This is a genomic window from Bradyrhizobium sp. 521_C7_N1_3 (assembly GCF_052075975.1).
GTDB lineage: Bacteria > Pseudomonadota > Alphaproteobacteria > Rhizobiales > Xanthobacteraceae > Bradyrhizobium > Bradyrhizobium japonicum.
The window spans coordinates 3002219-3019401 of the sequence record NZ_CP197232.1 but is presented as its reverse complement, the minus strand read 5'-3'; the positions used below and the strand labels follow the sequence as shown (position 1 = coordinate 3019401).

16 protein-coding genes and 2 pseudogenes are annotated in these 17183 nt (G+C 60.8%); 7 read left to right on the top strand and 11 right to left on the bottom strand.

Annotated features, from left to right (window positions below; genetic code table 11):
• Positions 1-185: 185 nt before the first annotated feature.
• Positions 186-908 carry a DUF72 domain-containing protein gene (locus tag AB7008_RS13715; protein ID WP_039146748.1) on the top strand — a complete coding sequence of 241 codons (723 nt, stop codon included), beginning with the start codon at positions 186-188 and terminating at the stop codon, positions 906-908.
• Positions 909-1042: 134 nt separating this feature from the next.
• On the top strand, positions 1043-2062 hold the full coding sequence (locus AB7008_RS13710) for an ATP-dependent DNA ligase (RefSeq protein WP_080703832.1): 1020 nt from the start codon (positions 1043-1045) through the stop codon (positions 2060-2062).
• A gap of 68 nt (positions 2063-2130) precedes the next feature.
• Here the strand turns inward: AB7008_RS13710 and AB7008_RS13705 are convergent, their stop codons facing one another.
• From AB7008_RS13705 to AB7008_RS13695, 3 genes and pseudogenes are all read right to left on the bottom strand, one after another.
• The gene (locus AB7008_RS13705) at positions 2131-2358 is read right to left on the bottom strand and encodes a general stress protein (protein ID WP_039146746.1); all 228 of its coding nucleotides are present in this window, start codon (positions 2356-2358) and stop codon (positions 2131-2133) included.
• 84 nt (positions 2359-2442) lie between these two features.
• Entirely contained in the window at positions 2443-3525 is a 1083-nt protein-coding gene (locus tag AB7008_RS13700; RefSeq protein ID WP_080703831.1) for a DUF305 domain-containing protein, read from the bottom strand.
• Positions 3526-3559: 34 nt separating this feature from the next.
• Positions 3560-4727 (bottom strand): annotated as a pseudogene (locus tag AB7008_RS13695) (zinc-dependent alcohol dehydrogenase).
• Positions 4728-4848: 121 nt separating this feature from the next.
• Here AB7008_RS13695 and AB7008_RS13690 point away from each other — a divergent pair.
• Entirely contained in the window at positions 4849-5640 is a 792-nt protein-coding gene (locus tag AB7008_RS13690) for an SDR family NAD(P)-dependent oxidoreductase (protein ID WP_039146743.1), read from the top strand.
• A gap of 15 nt (positions 5641-5655) precedes the next feature.
• Here AB7008_RS13690 and AB7008_RS13685 read toward each other — a convergent pair whose 3' ends face one another.
• The 3 genes and pseudogenes from AB7008_RS13685 to AB7008_RS13675 form a co-directional block, all read right to left on the bottom strand.
• The gene (locus tag AB7008_RS13685; RefSeq protein ID WP_259195989.1) at positions 5656-6024 is read right to left on the bottom strand and encodes an arginase family protein; all 369 of its coding nucleotides are present in this window, start codon (positions 6022-6024) and stop codon (positions 5656-5658) included.
• Between the two features lie 55 nt (positions 6025-6079).
• Positions 6080-6406, bottom strand: a pseudogene (locus AB7008_RS13680) (arginase family protein); the annotation flags it as partial.
• A gap of 633 nt (positions 6407-7039) precedes the next feature.
• Positions 7040-8314, bottom strand: a complete 1275-nt coding sequence (locus AB7008_RS13675; RefSeq protein WP_039146739.1) for a DUF892 family protein — start codon at positions 8312-8314, stop codon at positions 7040-7042.
• Between the two features lie 214 nt (positions 8315-8528).
• Here AB7008_RS13675 and AB7008_RS13670 point away from each other — a divergent pair, with 214 nt between their 5' ends.
• Positions 8529-8729, top strand: a complete 201-nt coding sequence (locus AB7008_RS13670) for a hypothetical protein (RefSeq protein WP_039146737.1) — start codon at positions 8529-8531, stop codon at positions 8727-8729.
• Here AB7008_RS13670 and AB7008_RS13665 read toward each other — a convergent pair.
• The gene (locus tag AB7008_RS13665) at positions 8726-9808 is read right to left on the bottom strand and encodes an NAD(P)/FAD-dependent oxidoreductase (RefSeq protein WP_039156675.1); all 1083 of its coding nucleotides are present in this window, start codon (positions 9806-9808) and stop codon (positions 8726-8728) included. The genes AB7008_RS13670 and AB7008_RS13665 overlap by 4 nt on opposite strands.
• Before the next feature lie 170 nt (positions 9809-9978).
• A complete protein-coding gene (locus tag AB7008_RS13660) occupies positions 9979-11484 on the bottom strand; it encodes an FAD-dependent oxidoreductase (RefSeq protein WP_039156670.1) in 1506 nt (501 codons plus the stop codon).
• A gap of 160 nt (positions 11485-11644) precedes the next feature.
• Between AB7008_RS13660 and AB7008_RS13655 the strand changes: the two genes are divergently transcribed.
• Both AB7008_RS13655 and AB7008_RS13650 read left to right on the top strand, forming a co-directional pair.
• On the top strand, positions 11645-12160 hold the full coding sequence (locus tag AB7008_RS13655; RefSeq protein ID WP_039146734.1) for a YciE/YciF ferroxidase family protein: 516 nt from the start codon (positions 11645-11647) through the stop codon (positions 12158-12160).
• A gap of 66 nt (positions 12161-12226) precedes the next feature.
• On the top strand, positions 12227-12742 hold the full coding sequence (locus AB7008_RS13650; RefSeq protein WP_039146731.1) for an inorganic diphosphatase: 516 nt from the start codon (positions 12227-12229) through the stop codon (positions 12740-12742).
• Between the two features lie 12 nt (positions 12743-12754).
• Here AB7008_RS13650 and AB7008_RS13645 read toward each other — a convergent pair whose 3' ends face one another.
• The 3 genes from AB7008_RS13645 to AB7008_RS13635 form a co-directional block, all read right to left on the bottom strand.
• Complete coding sequence (locus AB7008_RS13645) at positions 12755-14197, bottom strand: carbohydrate porin (protein ID WP_232674630.1); 1443 nt, start codon at positions 14195-14197, stop codon at positions 12755-12757.
• 104 nt (positions 14198-14301) lie between these two features.
• The gene (locus AB7008_RS13640) at positions 14302-14910 is read right to left on the bottom strand and encodes a cysteine hydrolase (protein WP_039146727.1); all 609 of its coding nucleotides are present in this window, start codon (positions 14908-14910) and stop codon (positions 14302-14304) included.
• Between the two features lie 2 nt (positions 14911-14912).
• A complete protein-coding gene (locus tag AB7008_RS13635; RefSeq protein ID WP_148311899.1) occupies positions 14913-15704 on the bottom strand; it encodes a phosphatase PAP2 family protein in 792 nt (263 codons plus the stop codon).
• Positions 15705-15860: 156 nt separating this feature from the next.
• Here AB7008_RS13635 and AB7008_RS13630 point away from each other — a divergent pair, with 156 nt between their 5' ends.
• Positions 15861-17171 carry an Nramp family divalent metal transporter gene (locus AB7008_RS13630; RefSeq protein WP_051664514.1) on the top strand — a complete coding sequence of 437 codons (1311 nt, stop codon included), beginning with the start codon at positions 15861-15863 and terminating at the stop codon, positions 17169-17171.
• The last annotated feature ends 12 nt before the right edge of the window (positions 17172-17183 follow it).

Here is a 17183-nt window from a genome sequence, read left to right as displayed (position 1 = left end):
AATTTGGTCGGCTCAAAAAAGTTTCAAGAGGCCGGCGCAATTTTTTTTTGCCGAGGAGTCGGCCGGGTGCGCCCGGTTGTCCGGACTTGGAAGGCCGGCTATGCCGACAGCAACGTATCCTGCGCCCCAACGTTATTCTTTGAAAGCGCGGCTTGGATGCATCGCGCCCAACAATGGCAAGGCAGATGGCGCGCGTTCTGATTGGCACATCCGGCTGGCACTACGCCTCCTGGCGAGGTCCGTTTTTTCCAGAAGGATTGCCGCTTAAGAAGCAGCTCCCCTACTATGCCGGGCGGTTTGAGACGACCGAGCTGAACGGCGTGTTCTACCGTACTCCTACGCCAGAGGCAGTGAAAGCATGGCGCGACCAGACCGGGCGCGACTTCGTCTTCGCCTGGAAGGCTTCGAAGTTTATCACGCACTGGAAGCGTCTGTCCGAACGCTCCGAGAACAGCCTCGACCTGCTTGAAAGTCGCATTTCCCTTTTGCGCGGCAAGGTCGGCCCGATCCTGTTTCAGCTTCCGCCGCAGTTTAGAGCGGACCCCGATCGCCTGGGGTCCTTCTTCAAGCTTCTCTCCAGGAAGCGCCGCTACAGTTTCGAATTTCGGCATCCGAGCTGGTATCAGCCGCGCGTTCTCCGGATGCTGTCTGACGAAAATATCTCACTCTGCCTGTCCGACCATCACGATGCGCCGGCTCCCTGGAAGCGCACGGCGGACTTCGTTTATGTCCGCGGACATGGCCCAGGCGGACGCTATCACGGCCATTATTCGCAGGCCACGCTCGCCCAATGGGCCAAGCGCCTCAAATCGTGGAAGCGACAAGGCTGCGACGCCTTTGTCTATTTCGACAACGACCAGAAGAGTGCGGCGCCGGCCGACGCGCAGGCCCTAAGAGAACTGCTATAGCGATTGTCGCAAGAACTCGGTCGCAGCATAACCGTGACGGAGGAACGTTTCTGGACGGTTTCGCTTGATGCCGTGAAAAGCCAGGGCTTCACGATCAATGTCCTGCGCCCCCTCCCGGAGGCTTGAACCGCACAATGCAGCTCATGGAAGCCGAGTCCGTCGCTCAACTGCCACGGGGGGCCCAGTGGCAATACGAGCCGAAATGGGATGGATTCCGTTGTCTTTTGATCCGCGAACGCAGCCGAGTCAGCATGCAATCCAAAAGCGGCCGCGATCTGGCTCGTTACTTCCCGGAAATTGCCGCAGCCGCGGCCGCCTTGTCGCCGAAGACGCTGACCCTGGATGGTGAGTTGATCATCGAGCTTGATGAGGGCTATTCGTTTGATGCGTTACTTCAACGCATTCATCCGGCCGCCAGCCGGGTCAAGCACCTTGCCAAAGAAACTCCCGCAACCTTCATGGTTTTTGACCTGTTGCGATCGGGCGCGAGAGATCTTTCGGGTCTGCCGCTTATGAAGCGCCGCGCCGCCCTTGAAACACTTGCGGGAAAGGCCTTCCAGGCGAGCGGGCTTTTCCGACTGACGCCGGCAAGCCGAAACTATGCCGATGCCGAGGCCTGGCTCAACAGCGTAAATGAAGATCATGACGGCGTGGTCGCCAAGCGCCTCGACCTGCCCTATCGAGGCGGCATCCGAGACGGCATGCAGAAGATCAAGCTGCTGCGATCGGCTGATTGCGTAGTCGGCGGATTTCGTTATGCCGAGAAGAAGCAGGGCAATCGAAAAGTCGTTGGCTCGTTGTTGCTCGGCCTCTACGACAAGGGTGGACTTCTGCACCATGTCGGATTTACGTCCGGCATCCGATCGTCCGATCGACTGGCTCTCACCGATCGGCTGGAGAAAATCGTCAGGTTGCAGAGCTTCACCGGCAATTCACCGGGCGGTCCAAGCCGCTGGTCGACAAAGCGATCGGCTGAATGGAAAGCCGTGCGTCCAACTTTCGTGGTCGAAGTATCCTATGACCGTGTGACGGGCGACCGCTTTCGGCACGGCACGAAAGTCATCCGGTGGCGTCCTGACAAGAAGCCCTCGCAATGTCGCATGGATCAGCTTCGGCAGAGGGCGGCCACACAAACCTTCCGAGCAGCGACGTAGCTCGGCGCGCTTTTAACAAAGGCCAGGACATCTCATCGACGTCCTGGCCTTGCTGGGTCAATGAAGCCTTAGGACTGGCCGCCTTTACGTCCGGCTTCGCTGGCCTTCTCGCGATCGTTGGCGAAATTGCCCGGATTGTCCGTCGAGCTCCCGCCCTGCTGGCCGGGCTTGCTTCCGCCCTGGGTCTGCTGTCCCCGCTGGCCGTGGCTTTGCTCGCCACCCTTCTTGCCGGCCTCAGACGCGCGCTGCGGATCGTTGGCGAAATTTCCGGAGCCACCACGTTGTTCGTCTGCCATCAATCTTCTCCTTGTTTGTTGCCCGGCCCATGAAGGCTAATGGCGAGATCAGAAGCTCGTTCCTGAGAGAAAGATTAAGGTTGGTCAGAGATTGTTGGCCAGCATGTTGCGCGTCGCCTGCCGCACGGCTTCGATGCCCGTGACGTGGTTCATCAAAGCAATCTCGCCTTGCTGCTCATGTCGTATGGCATGCGCCATCAGACGCAGGCGGGGATCGCCGGACGAATGCCATTGGTTATCCGCCATCTGGACGGCGCCGGCATGATGCAGGCTCATCAGACGGATAACCACCGCATCAAACTCACCATCGACCGCGTTGCGCGCATCGGCCATTTGTGCCGACGTCAGATAGCCGGGCATGGCCGCCCGCTCCTCGCTGGAGCAGAGCGCCATCGGCTCGCTGAACCACCCGCGCCACCAACGATCGAAGATGCGGTTTTCGCCTTGCTGGCTGGCGACCATCAAAGCCGCGAGCGCGCGCAGGTGCGGGTCTTGTGCGCGCTGCTGGCCTAGCTTTGCAAGCTCAATGCCTTGCTCGTGATGCGTCACCATATGGCGGATATAACGCTGATCACCGGCGACATCGCGGCTGAGGATTGGCAGCGGCCAACCCAACCCATCGATCACGGAAACAAGGCCGAACGTTGCGAGCACGAGAAGTGCTCCCGCTGCCCACCGTTTGGCAAAGCGTACCGCGGATGTTGGCGGCGCACGTCTTAGCGGCCAACGCAGCCAGGCGAACAAGGGATAGATCAAAGCGGACGAGAGATGAACGAGAAAGCCGATCCAGTAGGGTTGCTGCAAAGCGAAAATCGGCTGAAAAAACGGAAACAGCGGCACCAGCCCAAACCACTCGGTTGCCGAGGTAAAGACAGCCCACGGAATGGCCAGCCAGAAAAGAGTGCCGGGCGCGAGACGGCTCGTCCAGCGCCCAAACAGACCGAAGAAAACAAGCGCCCAGGAAAAGTCCGCCCATTGATGAAAAGCGATGCCAAGGGCAACGGCGTGAACCGAAGGCGACGCGCTCAGCATGGCGTCGCGACCTGGAATGGCAGCGACCGTTATCCAGTCGACCGCCGCATCCCGTCCCAACTGCGCTGCCGCAAGCTGACTGACGAGCGTCGAAAATGTGCTGCTGAGAAGCCCAGCTGAGCGGCCGCCAGCCAACGCGACTTCGGCTCTTTCGCGGCACCCTCTCCCATCAGCCGAACGGCTTCATCACGACCTTGATACAGCCATCCTGTTTGGCGCGGAACGTCTTGTAGAGATCGGGCCCTTCCTCAAGCGTCGCTCGATGGGTGATAACGAAGCTTGGATCGATCTCGCCCTTTTCGATGCGTTGCAAAAGCTTGGGCAGGTAGTGCTGAACAGGGGTCTGGGCCATGCGGAAGGTCAACCCGCGATTGATGGCGCTGCCCATCGGAATGTTGTCGAGCATACCGCCATAGACTCCGACGATCGAGACGGTACCGAAGTTGCGGCAGCACTGGATCGCCTGCCGCAAGACATGCGGGCGATCGGTTCCCATGAAAGTCGCGACCTTGATGCGATCGATCACAGAATCCTTGCTTGCGATGGTCTCAGGCTCGGTGCCGACCGCATCGATGCAGGCATCGGCACCGCGCCCCTGAGTAAGCTGCTGGATGCGCTCGTAGACATCTTCTTTCATAAAATCGAGCGTGATGGCGCCCGATTGCATGGCGAGCGTCAATCGCTCGGGCACCGTGTCGATGGCGATCACCCGTTCGGCGCCCAGCAGAAATGCGCTCTTGATGGCAAACTGGCCGACTGGTCCGCAGCCCCAGCGGCGACTGTCTCGCCGCCTTTGAGGTTGCAAAATTCCGCGGCCATATAGCCGGTCGGGAAAATATCCGAGAGAAACAAGACCTGTTCGTCCGTGAGACCCTCGGGGATCTTATAGGGGCCGACATCGGCGTAAGGCACACGCATATATTCGGCCTGACCGCCGGCAAAGCCGCCCAGCATGTGCGAATAGCCGAACAGGCCGGCGGGCGAATGTCCCCACATCTTCTCGGCCTGCTTGGCGTTAGGATTGGAGCGTTCGCAGCCGGAGTAGAAGCCGTTCTTGCAGAAAAAGCATTCGCCACAGGCAATGGTGAAGGGCACGACCACCCGGTCGCCCACCTTGAGCTTTCCTTGCCGACCTCGACCACCACACCCATTGTCTCATGGCCGAGCACATCGCCCTTTTCCATGGTCGGCATGATGCCGTCGAACAGATGAAGGTCCGAGCCGCAGATCGCGCAGGCCGTCACCTCGATGATCGCGTCACGTCCGTCCTGGATCTTGGGATCGGGAACTGACTCGCAGCGAATGTCGCTCTCGCCGTGCCAGGTGAGGGCTTTCATGGACCGCTCCAAAGGTTGCGCGACCAGACCAAGCGTCAATCTTGCGGCTGCTTCCTAGCTGCTTAGGAACGCTCGCGCCTGTGCCCCATTAGGCTCAAAGCCACGTAAAAAATCAAAGGGAATGCCCATGGCCGGACAGTTTGCAATCGTAACGGGTGCCTCGACCGGCATCGGCTTTGAGCTTGCCCGGCTCTGCGCCTCCAAAGGATGTGACCTTCTCATCGCCGCGGAGGAGCCCGAGATCGAGACGGCGGCGGAGGCGCTGCGCAAAGAAGTCAACAGCATCGCCGTTGTGGCGCTGAAAGCCGATCTCGCTACCATTGAAGGCGTCGACAAACTCTACGGGGTTGCACAAGGCCGCAAGGTCGACGTGCTGATGGCCAATGCCGGCCGCGGTCTGGGCCATGCTTTCCTGGATCAGGAGTGGGCGCGTATCCGGCAGGTGATCGACACCAACGTCATGGGCACGACCTATCTGCTCCATCGCGTGGGCCAGGACATGCGCCGGCGCAATGAGGGACGGATCCTTATTACCGGGTCGATCGCCGGCTTTACCCCCGGCAGCTTTCAGGCCGTCTACAATGCCTCTAAGTCGTACCTGAACTCCCTCTCTTTTGCACTACGCGAGGAACTGCGCGACACGAAGGTGACGGTCACCTGCCTGATGCCGGGTGCTACCGAGACCGAGTTCTTCGCACGCGCAGATATGCTCGACACCAAGGTCGGCTCCGAGGACAAGGACGATGCCGCGATGGTCGCCCGCAAGGGTTTCGAGGCGATGATGGCGGGCGAAGGCGACGTTGTGACAGGTCTGAAGAACAAGATTCAGTCCGCAGTCGCCAATGTGATGCCGGCCGAAATGCTCGCCAAGCAGCATCGCAAACAGGCGGAGCCGGGCACCGCAAAATCCTGAGGGCGCCTCAAGCTGTCATTGATCCGTTGCCCTCATAGCGGATCGCTGTCGCGCCATGCATCCGAGGGCAACGCCGAGAATGCGCGAGGCGGCGAGCACGCCCAGGCCTCGTACATCCGCATCCGGCACCAGTTCCACGAGATCAAAACCAACGATCCGCGCCCGCTGCGTGACGCCATGCAGCACCTCGGCGATATCGAGGTAGCCGAGACCGCCCGGCTGTGGGACCAGCACTGCTGGAATGACAGCCGGGTCGAGCCCGTCGCAATCGAGGGTGACGATGCAGTGGTTGCCAGGCGGGATGTGGTCGATGACCGGCTGCACGCCGTGTCGGCGCACGGTCGCCGCACTGAACAGTGTCGCGCCAAGCTCGGGCGTCGGCAAGATCCCGTTCCCGCGAACCACCGATGCCGCGCTGTCCAACCTGAATGATCCGCTCCACCCATGGCATTTCGCTGGCGCGGCGCATGGTACTGGAGAACGTATGCTTGAGGCCATCCCGCTCGTCAGGCCAGTCGAGATGCGCATCGATTTGCAGGATGGTGACGGGGCCAAATGGCTCGAACCCCGCGAAGAATGGAATGGGAACCGAGTCATCCCCGCCGAGCAGCAGGGGCACGGCGCCCGCACCGCCTTCAGGATGCTCACGGTTGTGGATGATCAGCGAGCGGTTCTCCTGCGGTGTTGCCGGATCGGTTGGAAGGTCGCCAAGATCAACCGCCGCAATCCTTCCGGGATCAAAGGGCCGTCCTGATCGAAATCCCACCGCAAGGGATCACGCGCAATTTGCTGGGTACTTTCCCGTAGAGCCGAAGGAGCCCGTGCGGCATGGCTGGTGGCGCCCGGAACATACGGCGTCGCGTCCGGCGCACCAAAGATCAAGACATCCGCGCTTGAGACCATGTCGGGCGCGCCCGCAGGAAGGATTAGAAAGGTGGCAGGGGTGACAGGTTGTGTCATGGCGTGTGTGGAAGGCCTAAATGCCTATTGGTATCGGCAACGGCAATTGTACGTCCGCGAAGCGTCCTTCATAGCGGTCGGTAAAGGCATGCAGGGCCTCCGGTATATCGCGGAGCTGGAGATCGCAGCGCCGCCGCAATTCGTGGACCACCTCGGCCGACGCATCGCGCACCCAACCTTGAGCGATAGACCGCGACCCGGTGCGGGCATTGATAGTTTCCCTCCAGCAGACATCACAACGGCCTCGAAGTCGTTGCCAAGGACGGGCGCCTCGCACCAGACAGGGCCCGAGGCGCCACGATCGTCTTCAACGAGATAGATGTCCCGCTCGTCACGCTGAGGGACGATGGACGACATCGGCAACGCCACCGACTACAGCAAGGCACGGCGGCTGACGCACGCAGTTACCGTGGCATTGCCCGGGACCGCCCTCATCAGCCTACTGTTCGGTCTGTTCGACGGCGGCCGGCATCTTGGCGACGGACATCAGGGACCGCGCGACCTGGTTGAGCAATTGGTCAGCGTTTTCCTCCTCTGCCAGTGACTTCGATAGGAGGCTGACGACGGCGCTATGGCGTAGCTGCTGGGCGAGGTTGCGTGCTGTCGTGTAGCCGGCAATCTCATAATGCTCGACCCTCTGCGCCGCGGCGATCAGGGCGAGGTCCGCCGCGGCGTCTTCCTTCTCCTCGCCCTCGGTCATGACTTCCTGACCTTCTTCGACAAGACCCATCATGCCCTTGCAGGGCTTGGCGCGCACGGACTTGCCGAGCAACTCAAAGCATTCATTGATGCGCTCGATCTGGGTTTCGGTCTCGCCGAGATGCAGCTCGAACAGCTCGCGCAACTGGTCGAACCGCGCCGCTTCCGCCATCTTGGGAAGCGTCTTCGTCAACTGCTTCTCGGCGTGAAGGATGTCGCGGAGCTCGTCGATCAGCAGGTCGCCAAGGCCGGCCTCGTCGACGGGCGGTGAGCTTTCGGTGACGATAGCCGACGCGGGTCCTGGTTCCCCGGCCTGAATGGCCGGCGATTCCGTAAAGACCCATTCGCCGCCCTCGTTCCAGGGCCCGCGGGTATCGATCTCGCCATGATCGCCAGTGCCCGTGGAGTCGTTGAAGAACTGGTCGACGAGACCCGGTGTGGGCGCGATGCGGCCAATGCTGAAGGCCGGCTTGCTCATGCTCTCGAGGGCGAGCGAGAATGCCTTCATATGGGTGATTTCGCGAGTCATAAGGAACTGCAAGGCGTCCTTGGTGCCGGCGTCATCGGTAAAATTGATCAGGCGCTCGTAGACGATCTTGGCCCGCGCTTCGGCGGCGATATTGCTGCGCAGGTCCACATCGAGTTCGCCGGTGATCTTGAGGTAGTCGGCGGTCCAGGCGTTGCCTTGCGAGTTGAAGAGGTTCACGCCGCCCCCGCCCGCGATCGCGATCAGCGGATCCGCCTCGGCCGCCTGGCGGTCGAACTTCGCGGGCTTGAGATGCATGCGCGCCAGCGTACCGACGACCTCCAGATGGCTCAGCTCTTCGGTGCCGATATCCATCAGAAGGTCCTTGCGATCGGGGTCTTCGCAATTGAGCCCCTGGATCGAATACTGCATGGCGGCCGCAAGTTCGCCGTTGGCGCCGCCAAACTGTTCAAGAAGCATATTGCCAAAACGCGGGTCCGGCTCATCGACGCGGACGGTGAACATCAGCTTCTTGACGTGGTGATACATGGAAGAGCCTCGGCCTTGGAGGGAGATGAGTCCCGAACGGCCTGGCACAGCGGTCGTTCCTATCGAATCGAAGTGTCGCTGTGGCGGGTCCAAGGTTGGTCGCGCCAATTCGCTTCCCGATTCATCGGCCAAAACGGTCCGGACCTCGTGCTTGCAGGAACAGATGGTTGCCCAGCACATTCATTGTGCAGGAGGCCCGCCTGAGGAGGATCAAATGGACAGCGCAGACGCCTTGGCAAAAGTGAAGGACGTGTCGGAAGGCGTGTGTGAGACTGCCCGCACGGTGCGGCAGAGCCTCGAAGAAGGGCGGCCGCCGGGCCAGGCGCTCGCCTTTCTGCGCGACGTGGTGCGAGAGGCCCCGCTGCCATCGCTGCTCGTCGCCTTCATGCTGGGCTGCCTGATCGCGCGTCGTTAGCCAGCAATATCGCGGTCAATCGCGAGATCATCGAGCAGGGGCGAAGAGCCTCCGGCAAGCAACGCGGCCAGAAGTTCCGCCGCAAGAAAGCTGAAGGTAATTCCGTTGCCGCCATAGCCAAAGGCGGCAAAGATATTCTTGCAGCCGGGCACCGCGCCGATTAACGGCAGGCCGTCATGGGTGGTATCGAAAGCGCCGGACCAGGTAAAGTCGACCCGGTCCGAGGCCTGCGGCCAAAGGGCCTTCAGATAATCCTTGAGCGCCGCAACCTTTGCCGGCGTGGCGTCATTACGAGCCTCGGGCTCGATCAGCGCATGATCGTCTTCGCCGCCAAGAATGATGCGGCCATCAGCAGTGGTCCGCGCATAATGATAGTTCCGGCTCGCTTCCCAGATCAGTGCCTGTTCGGGCCACAGATTGCCTGGCTGCCGCCGGGTCGCGATAGCCCAACTGGAGGCTGGTCGGGCTGTGAGCTTCACGATGTCGGGTACCACGTAGCCGGTCGCGAGCACGACATGGCGGCTCTCGATCGAAAGCCCGCTTTCGAGGCCGACGGTTACGCTTTGGGCCGCGCTGTCAAAGGCAACCGCATTGGCCTTGAGAACGCGTGCACCGCGCTGGACGGAGATATCGAGCAGGCCATGCGTGAGCAGCACGGGATCGGCATCAGCCGCGTCCCTTGACAAAAGGGCGCCCGCCCGCGCGATCCTGAAGCGCTTCAGCAGCGAGGCATGATCGAGATAGCGGGATGGCAGATCGGTGCGGTCCCTCAGCGCATATTCATCCTGAACAAGCTTCGGACTGTCATCGACGGCGAGATAGAGCGAAAGACGGGACCGCATCTGGCAGGCTATTCCATGATGGGCAACGAGGGACAGCAAGCCTTGCGCGGCATGGTGGCTGGCCCGATAACAGCGGACCGCCTTCTCGAAGCCATAGAGCTGAGCGAGTTCAAACAATGGCCGGTCGATTTCCCAGAGCAGCATGGCGGTGCTGGCCACCGTGCTGCCGAGACTGGGAAGCTCGCGATCGATAATGACAACCTGATGGCCTTGCCGTGTCAGACGCTCGGCCACCAGCGCGCCGGTGATGCCGGCGCCGATGATCAGAACCTCGCATCGAAAGCTGTCAGCGATCGGTTCAATCGGCCGCGGCGGCAGGACGGCCCACGGTGTGCGCAGGCTCCGCAGATCGTCCTGCTCGATGTCATCATCCTTGAAGATGGGACGCTCCCAAGTGCCTTGACCCGCTAGACCTTCACCGGGCGCAAGGCCGACACGGCCGGAGCATTGATCGGCTGTCCGTTGGGGGCGAAGATCGAACCGTGGCACGGACAGTCCCAGCAGCTTTCGAAGCTGTTCCAGTGCAGATGACAGCCGATATGGGTGCAGCTGGCTGAATGAAGATGTAGTTCACCGGCCTTGTCCTTATAGGCGGCGATCTTTTCGAGTCCTCGCCGCAGGATGGCTCCCCCACCCGGCATAAGCTCCTCAAGCGAAGCGATTTCACCCGGCGCCACGTATTCCGCGAGATTTTGCAGGATCGTCATGTTCTCGCGCAGGAAATTCTTGGCCGCCGCGAGCGGCTTGCGATCCGGCGCATAGACAGACTTCCACGGATGATCTTCGCCCAGAATAAGCGCTGTGTTCAACATCGCCCCCATCACGCCATGGGTCAGACCCTGGCCTGAATCGCCCATGGCAAGGTAGATGCGCTCGCTGCCGGGCTCGTGGCCGATGAAGCCGGCATAGTCGATCGTATCGAGAACCTGGCCAGACCAGCGATGGGTGATCCGGCCAAGGGCCGGGATCAGGTCGCGTGCCCAGCTTTCCAGCCCGACAAAGCGTTTGTCGGCGTCGTTGGCTTCGCCGCTTTTATGGTCTTCGCCGCCGACAAGAACGAAATCGTGATCGTCTGGGCCGGTTTGCAGCCGTACATAGTGGTAGGGATCTTCGGTGTCCCAATAGAGCGCATCGTGAAGTTCGCCCCGTTGAACGGCAAACGCGAGGACATAAGTGCGATAGGGAGCCACCTTCGTGTGCAGTTGAAAGCGATCGGCGATAGAGGCGTTGGTCGCGATAACGGCATGCGCGGCCGTGATCTGCCCTTGCGAGGCTCGCAGCGTGACGGCGCCGTCCTGTTCGGCAACTTCTTCCACTGGACTGTTGGCAAAGAAACGAACGCCGCCGCTCTCGCAAACGGCCGCAAGTCCGGCGAGATATTTAAGGGGGTGGAATTTTGCTTGGCGTGGATATCGAAGGACATGCCGGTTCTCGCAGCCGTTGAGCGGCACGCCGACCAGCCGGTGAACGGGAGCGCCGACCTCGCGCACCGCTTCCAGCTCCTCATCGAATATATCGGCCGGCATGCCGTTACCCTGAAAAAGATAGCCGTCAGTACGGAGGAAATCGCAGGCTATATTCTCGCCGGCCTGGATGTCCTCGATCCGGTCGACGGCGGCAGCCTGACTTTCGTAGAACAGCTTGGCGGCATCGGCGCCGCGCATCTTCTTGAATTCGCACATCAGATCATCACAAAGCGGCGCAAGGTGCGCCGACGTGCGCGCCGTCATACCGCTTGCGATGCCTTTGCGATCAATGACGACGACCGACAAGCCGCGCTTCATGAGTTCGTACGCCGTCGAGAGCCCGGCGATGCCGGAGCCGACCACGGCGACATCGCAGTGCACATCGCCTTTAAGCGCCCCCGCCTCCGGCAGGATCTCGGTCTCCATCCAGAGCGAGGTGCTGACCATGTTGAACTCCACCCAAAGAGGCAAAACGCGGCCTGTTCGCGCGAGTTCCTGCGGACGCGCGATACGCCATGTCATCATCTTCCCGGCCGGCTGCGGCGTTGTCGCATAGGAACCGGCACGCTGAGCGTGCGTTTCCCCGCTTTGGAGTAAGGAGTAAGCCATGGGACTATTCACCAAAGACATCAAGACGATGGACGACCTGCTGCTGCATGGCTTGCAGGACATCTATTATGCCGAACAGCAGATCACCAAGGCCTTGCCGAAAATGATCGACAAGGCCACCAACCGTGATCTGGCCACTGGCCTTAAGAATCATCTCGAGGAAACCAACAAGCAGATCGAACGGCTTGAGAAGGTCTTCGAGAAACTCGGCCAATCGCCAAGCGGCACGCAATGCCCGGCCATCGACGGCATCATCAAGGAAGCCGACGAAACGGCCGGCGAGATCGAAGACAAGACGGTGCTGGATGCGGCGATCGTAGCCAACGCGCAGGCCGTCGAGCACTACGAGATTTGCCGCTATGGCACGCTGATCGCCTGGGCAGAGGAGCTCGGCCACGACGATATCGTGCGATTCCTGACGACGAACCTCAACGAAGAGAAGGCGGCGAATACCAAGCTCAACACAGTCGCGTTGCGCAAGGGCGTCAACAAGAAGGCCTCCACCGCCGCATGATCCGGCAGGGCCGACGGATCGTTTTCCATCGGGCCTGCTACTCCTTGCGAGGCCAAGTCATCCGTCATGACCAATCTGATAAAACTGCCGAGTTGGGCTGACGATAACAACATCTTCGCCGTGGTCGAGACGCCGCGCGGTAGTTCGTGCAAGCTCGAATTCGATCCTAAGCTCGGTGCTTTTGCTCTGGCGAAGCCGTTGATGGCGGGCCTGACCTATCCCTACGATTGGGGTTTCATTCCCTCGACCAAGGCCGAGGATGGCGATCCGCTGGATGTGCTGATCCTGCACGACGCGCAAACCTATCCCGGTGTTGTGCTACGCTGCCGGCCGATCGGCATTCTCGAAGTCGAGCAGAAGAAAAAGGGCAAGAGCGAGCGAAACGACCGCATTTTTGCGGTGCCGGACCGATCACCGCTCGAAACGGATCTCAAGGATATCCGCAATCTTCCATCGCATGCGCGCGATGATCTCGAACAGTTCTTCCGGGCAACGAATGCCCTGGAGAACAAGGATCTGAAGTTTCTCGGCTGGCACGGGCCGAACCGTGCGGCCAAGACCATCAAGCGGCTGGCCCGCTGAGTTGCACGCAAACTAGAACTTCAGAGTCGTTCGCAGGCCAAGCACTGTCGCATTGTGAAGCGCCTTGCCGGGCATTGCACTGGAAGGGCTGGTGGCACCTCCACCCGGATGGATGATGTATTGAAGATTGGGCTGTAACGTCCACCCGTCCCTGATCTGATATTGATACACGGCTGTCAGAAGGCCTTCGAAACTTCGCATCGGCCAGGTTGGATCGACAAATGTGCGATAATCTGCATCGAGCGCCTGTGCGCGCTTCGATACATGTGCGTAGCCGGCCGCGATTCCGAACTTGTCGTCCGGACGGCGGTCGTCGAGTCCGATGAACTCGATGCCAGCATCGGCGTAGCGATCGATGAGATTGCGGTCGGCGGGCGCACCCGAGACGCGCGCAAAGATGCCGATGCCGCGATCATCGCTCTTCGGCACGCGATAGAGCTTCTGCTCAAACACCATCCAGCCGCCGATATCGCCGGAGAGGAGCAAGGGCTCACCACTGCTCGTTGGCGAGGCGAGCGAGACCCCATTGGAGGCAAATCTCTGATCGGCGAAAGACCCAAAATGTCGCCAGCCGCCAAACTTGATCTGGCCGGCCGGGTTCGGATCGCCCTTCGTGTTATTCCAGGCATACTGGATCTGGCCGAGCAGGAGGGGCGGATCGTTGACGCGGAAGTTGACGCCATAGCGGTTACGCTCCTGCGGATCCCCGGGGCCGGGCCCAGCCTGATCGCCATCGAAGATGCCGCCAAGAACGGACAACTGCTCAGTGACATTCACCAGAAGCCGGGCTCCCATGGCAGCCAAGGGAGGCGACGGACCGCCGCTCGGCAGATCAAGCGAGGTAATGGCCGGCCAGCCCATCGAGGCGTTTGTCAAGACGTCGGTGTATTTGGTATTGAAGAACTCGCTGTCGGCCGCGAGTTGCCCCACTTTGAGCGAGACTTTCTTGTCGCCCCACTGCTTTTCAAAATACGCCTCGTAAAGACGCGTGGACGGCAACGCCTCGATCCCGCTGACCACAAGATAATTCTGTAGACTGCCGCGCGACAACCCGCCGCCATGGATCTGGAACATGTTGGCATGGAATGTCAGCTGATCGAGGCCGGCGAGCTTTTGCAGGTCTAGGTCCACGGCGAGATTCAACCGACCTTCGTAGACCGAACCCTGTTTCAGTTCGCCGGAAGGGTTGCCCAGCACTTCGCCGATATAGGTGGCTGCGAATTTAACGCCGTATTTTTGGAAAGGGTTGGGAAGGAGACCCAGCGTCTTTTCCTCCACGGTACTTTCGCCCGTATCGGGATCGGCCGGCTTATCGTCGTCGGTCTTCTTGTCCGCCTGGGCAGCCGCTGCCCCCGCCGCTAGCAGCGCGGCGGCGAGAAGCAATTGGCCAAATCGCCTTTTGGTACGACTCACAGTTTCGATCCTGATCGGCGGGACGTCCGCCCATCGGGCCATGTGATCGGCTTCAATTCAAGCCCGTTGATCGAAGTGGTTGCTTTGCAATCGCAAGTCTAACCTATGTTAAGCGCGCCCAAAAGTTCCCTCGTACGCCTGCGCGCTCAGTCATCGACCGCCCAACTCGCTAGAATGCGGTCAACCGATGCCACCCCGATCTGCAGGCTGAAGCGCTTGGTATAGAGCTCGATCAGCGCGTCGTGGCTCTCATCGGATGAGCTGCACAGCGCGTCTTCGGCAAGGATCACGCGGTAGCCAATATCGACCGCGGCAAGCACGGTGGCCAGCACACAAACATCAGTCTCACCGCCGGAAACGATCAGCGTATCGACCTGATGCCCATCCAGAAAGCCTTGCAGCCGCCCATTGGCGAAAGCGCAGTAGGTTTGGCGGTCGATGACCGTGGCAGGCGGCGCGAAGCGCAGCAGGGCCGGCATCAGTTCCAATAGCGCCGGATCGACCCTATCACGCGTCACGCATTCCCATTTCTCGTAATAAGCCTTCCAGACGCCGCGCGCCTCGGCCTTGTTGCGGACCGGTATAAATCGCGTGAAAACGGTACGCTGTGGCGCATGTGCAATCAGCCTGACCGCCTCGGGTAGCGCACGTTCCATCCAGGGCGTTGCCCATGCAGCGCCGGGCGCGAACAGTCCTTGCATGTCGATGCAGAGATGGACGGCGTGCGGGCCAGGCGGCGAGAGCAATTGGCCCATGACTAGCCCGACCTTCCAAAGCCGGTCAGCCGCCGCATCAGGCGCTCGAGGACCGCGCCGATCGCCAGTCCCGCGATCACGTCGCTTGCCCAGTGCGCGAGCAAAACGATGCGCGTCGAGACGAGAACGGCACCAATGGCCCAGACAAGGTTTCTCTTGGCTGGCCGCAACTCGGTTGCGGCGGAAGCAAGGGCGCCGACATGCACCGCGTGCCCCGACGGAAACGCATCAAACGCCTTGCCAGAGAGCGGAATGCCATGAAGATGGCCGCGCACGGTCCGGCGATCGGGCCGCACCTGATCGAACTGCGTTTTCAAAAGGTGAGGCAGCAGAACCGCCGCGAACGTCGTCAGCAGCACATGATCGCCCGCCCGTCGCTGCGCTGGTGACTTGGAACGCGACCAGAGCCACCATCCGACGGCGAGCGCCGTCAGGACATGTCCATCGGCTCCCCAGGTGATGATCGAGGATACGTCTTCAGGCAGAGGCCGTGTGTTGCGCGCGATTATGCGTGCGAGCGCGGTGTCGGCTGGCAAAGGGTGCACGCGTATTGTCATCGATAGCCTTGACCTCCTTTCCACGATCGGCCTTGCCGCAATCCCCATAAAATAGCGATTGGCAAGCGGAGCAGGTCGTCTCGGTCTCTCAATCGACAGCCGCGAAAACCGTTCCCAGCGAGGAACTGTGCGGCGGACGGTGGCGTTGAAAGCGTGGGACAGATGATTGGAGGAGAGAGCCATGGGTTTTGGACGAGGCGCATTGTTGTGGTTGCTGGGCATCCCGCTGCCGATCATTCTGCTGCTGGCGATCTTCTGGCACCATTAGGCTGGCGAGCGGCGTCCCCGGCGGCACGGGCGTCCCCTATCGCGCGTTGAACTCTGACCGGAGAAGTCCTCATTGCTTCTTGACAAGGCAAACGGGACGCTGGCAGCCCTGATCCCGAGGAGCACATGGCAAAAGCCGAGGCCAAAACGCCGGCTGACAAAAAGCCGGATGAGAAGAATGGCCTTCTGAAACGGCTCGGTCCAGGACTGATTACGGGCGCATCGGACGATGATCCGTCCGGCATCGGCACTTACAGCCAGGCCGGCGCGCAGCTCGGTTTTGGCATCGGCTGGACGATGCTTCTCAGCTATCCCTTAATGGTAGCGATCCAGGAGATATCGGGCCGGATCGGAAGGGTGACCGGTCACGGCATCGCCGGCAATGTCTGCCGCAATTATCCCAGCTGGGTGATCTGGTCACTCGTCGGTCTTCTCTTTGTCGCCAATACAATCAATGTTGCGGCCGATCTCGGCGCCATGGCGGATGCCGCGAAGCTGGTGATTGGCGGCTCGGCGATCATCTATGTCGTTGCCTTCGCGGTCGTTTCGGTACTGGCGCAGGTCTTCATCGCCTACAAGCGCTATGTCGCGATCCTCAAATGGCTGACGCTGGTGCTTTTTGCCTATGTGGTTGCGCTGGCGGTCGTCAAAGTGCCCTGGGCTGACGCGCTCAAGGGATTGTTCATCCCAAAGGTCGAATGGAGCGGTGCCTTTCTGACGACGCTGGTCGCCATCCTCGGCACCACGATCTCGCCGTACCTGTTTATCTGGCAATCCTCGCAGGAAGCCGAGGAGCAGCGCATTCATCCTGACAAGAAACCGCTGAAGGAGGACGCGCGTACTGAAGAGCGCGAACTCTGGCGCATTCGGCTCGACACGATGATTGGCATGGCCTTCTCGAACATCATTGCGATCGCGATCATCATCACGACAGCCGCCACGCTACATCAGCAAGGGGTGACCGATGTGCAGTCATCGGCGCAGGCGGCCGCCGCCTTGAAGCCAATTGCGGGGCCGCTGGCCGAACTGGTTTTTGCGCTCGGCATCATTGGCACGGGTTTGCTCGCCGTGCCGGTGCTGGCCGGATCGACCGCCTATGCCATCGGCGAAGGCCGCAAATGGCCAGTTGGCCTCGCGCGCAAACCGAAGCAAGCGGTGGCTTTCTATTCGGTGCTTGCCCTCTCGGTCGGCCTCGGTGTTTCGCTCAATTTCACGCCCATCGATCCAATCAAGGCGCTTTACTGGAGCGCGGTCATCAATGGCGTGCTGGCGGCGCCGGTGATGACCATGCTGATGCTGCTGGTCAGGCGCCGTGACGTGATGGGCAAGCTTGTCGTCGAAGGCTGGCTGTACTGGCTTGGCTGGGCGTCAACGGCCGCGATGGCTCTTTGCATCGTCGGCATGGCCGTCAGCATGCTGATGCCGACAACGTCCTAAAAGCGAGAAGCA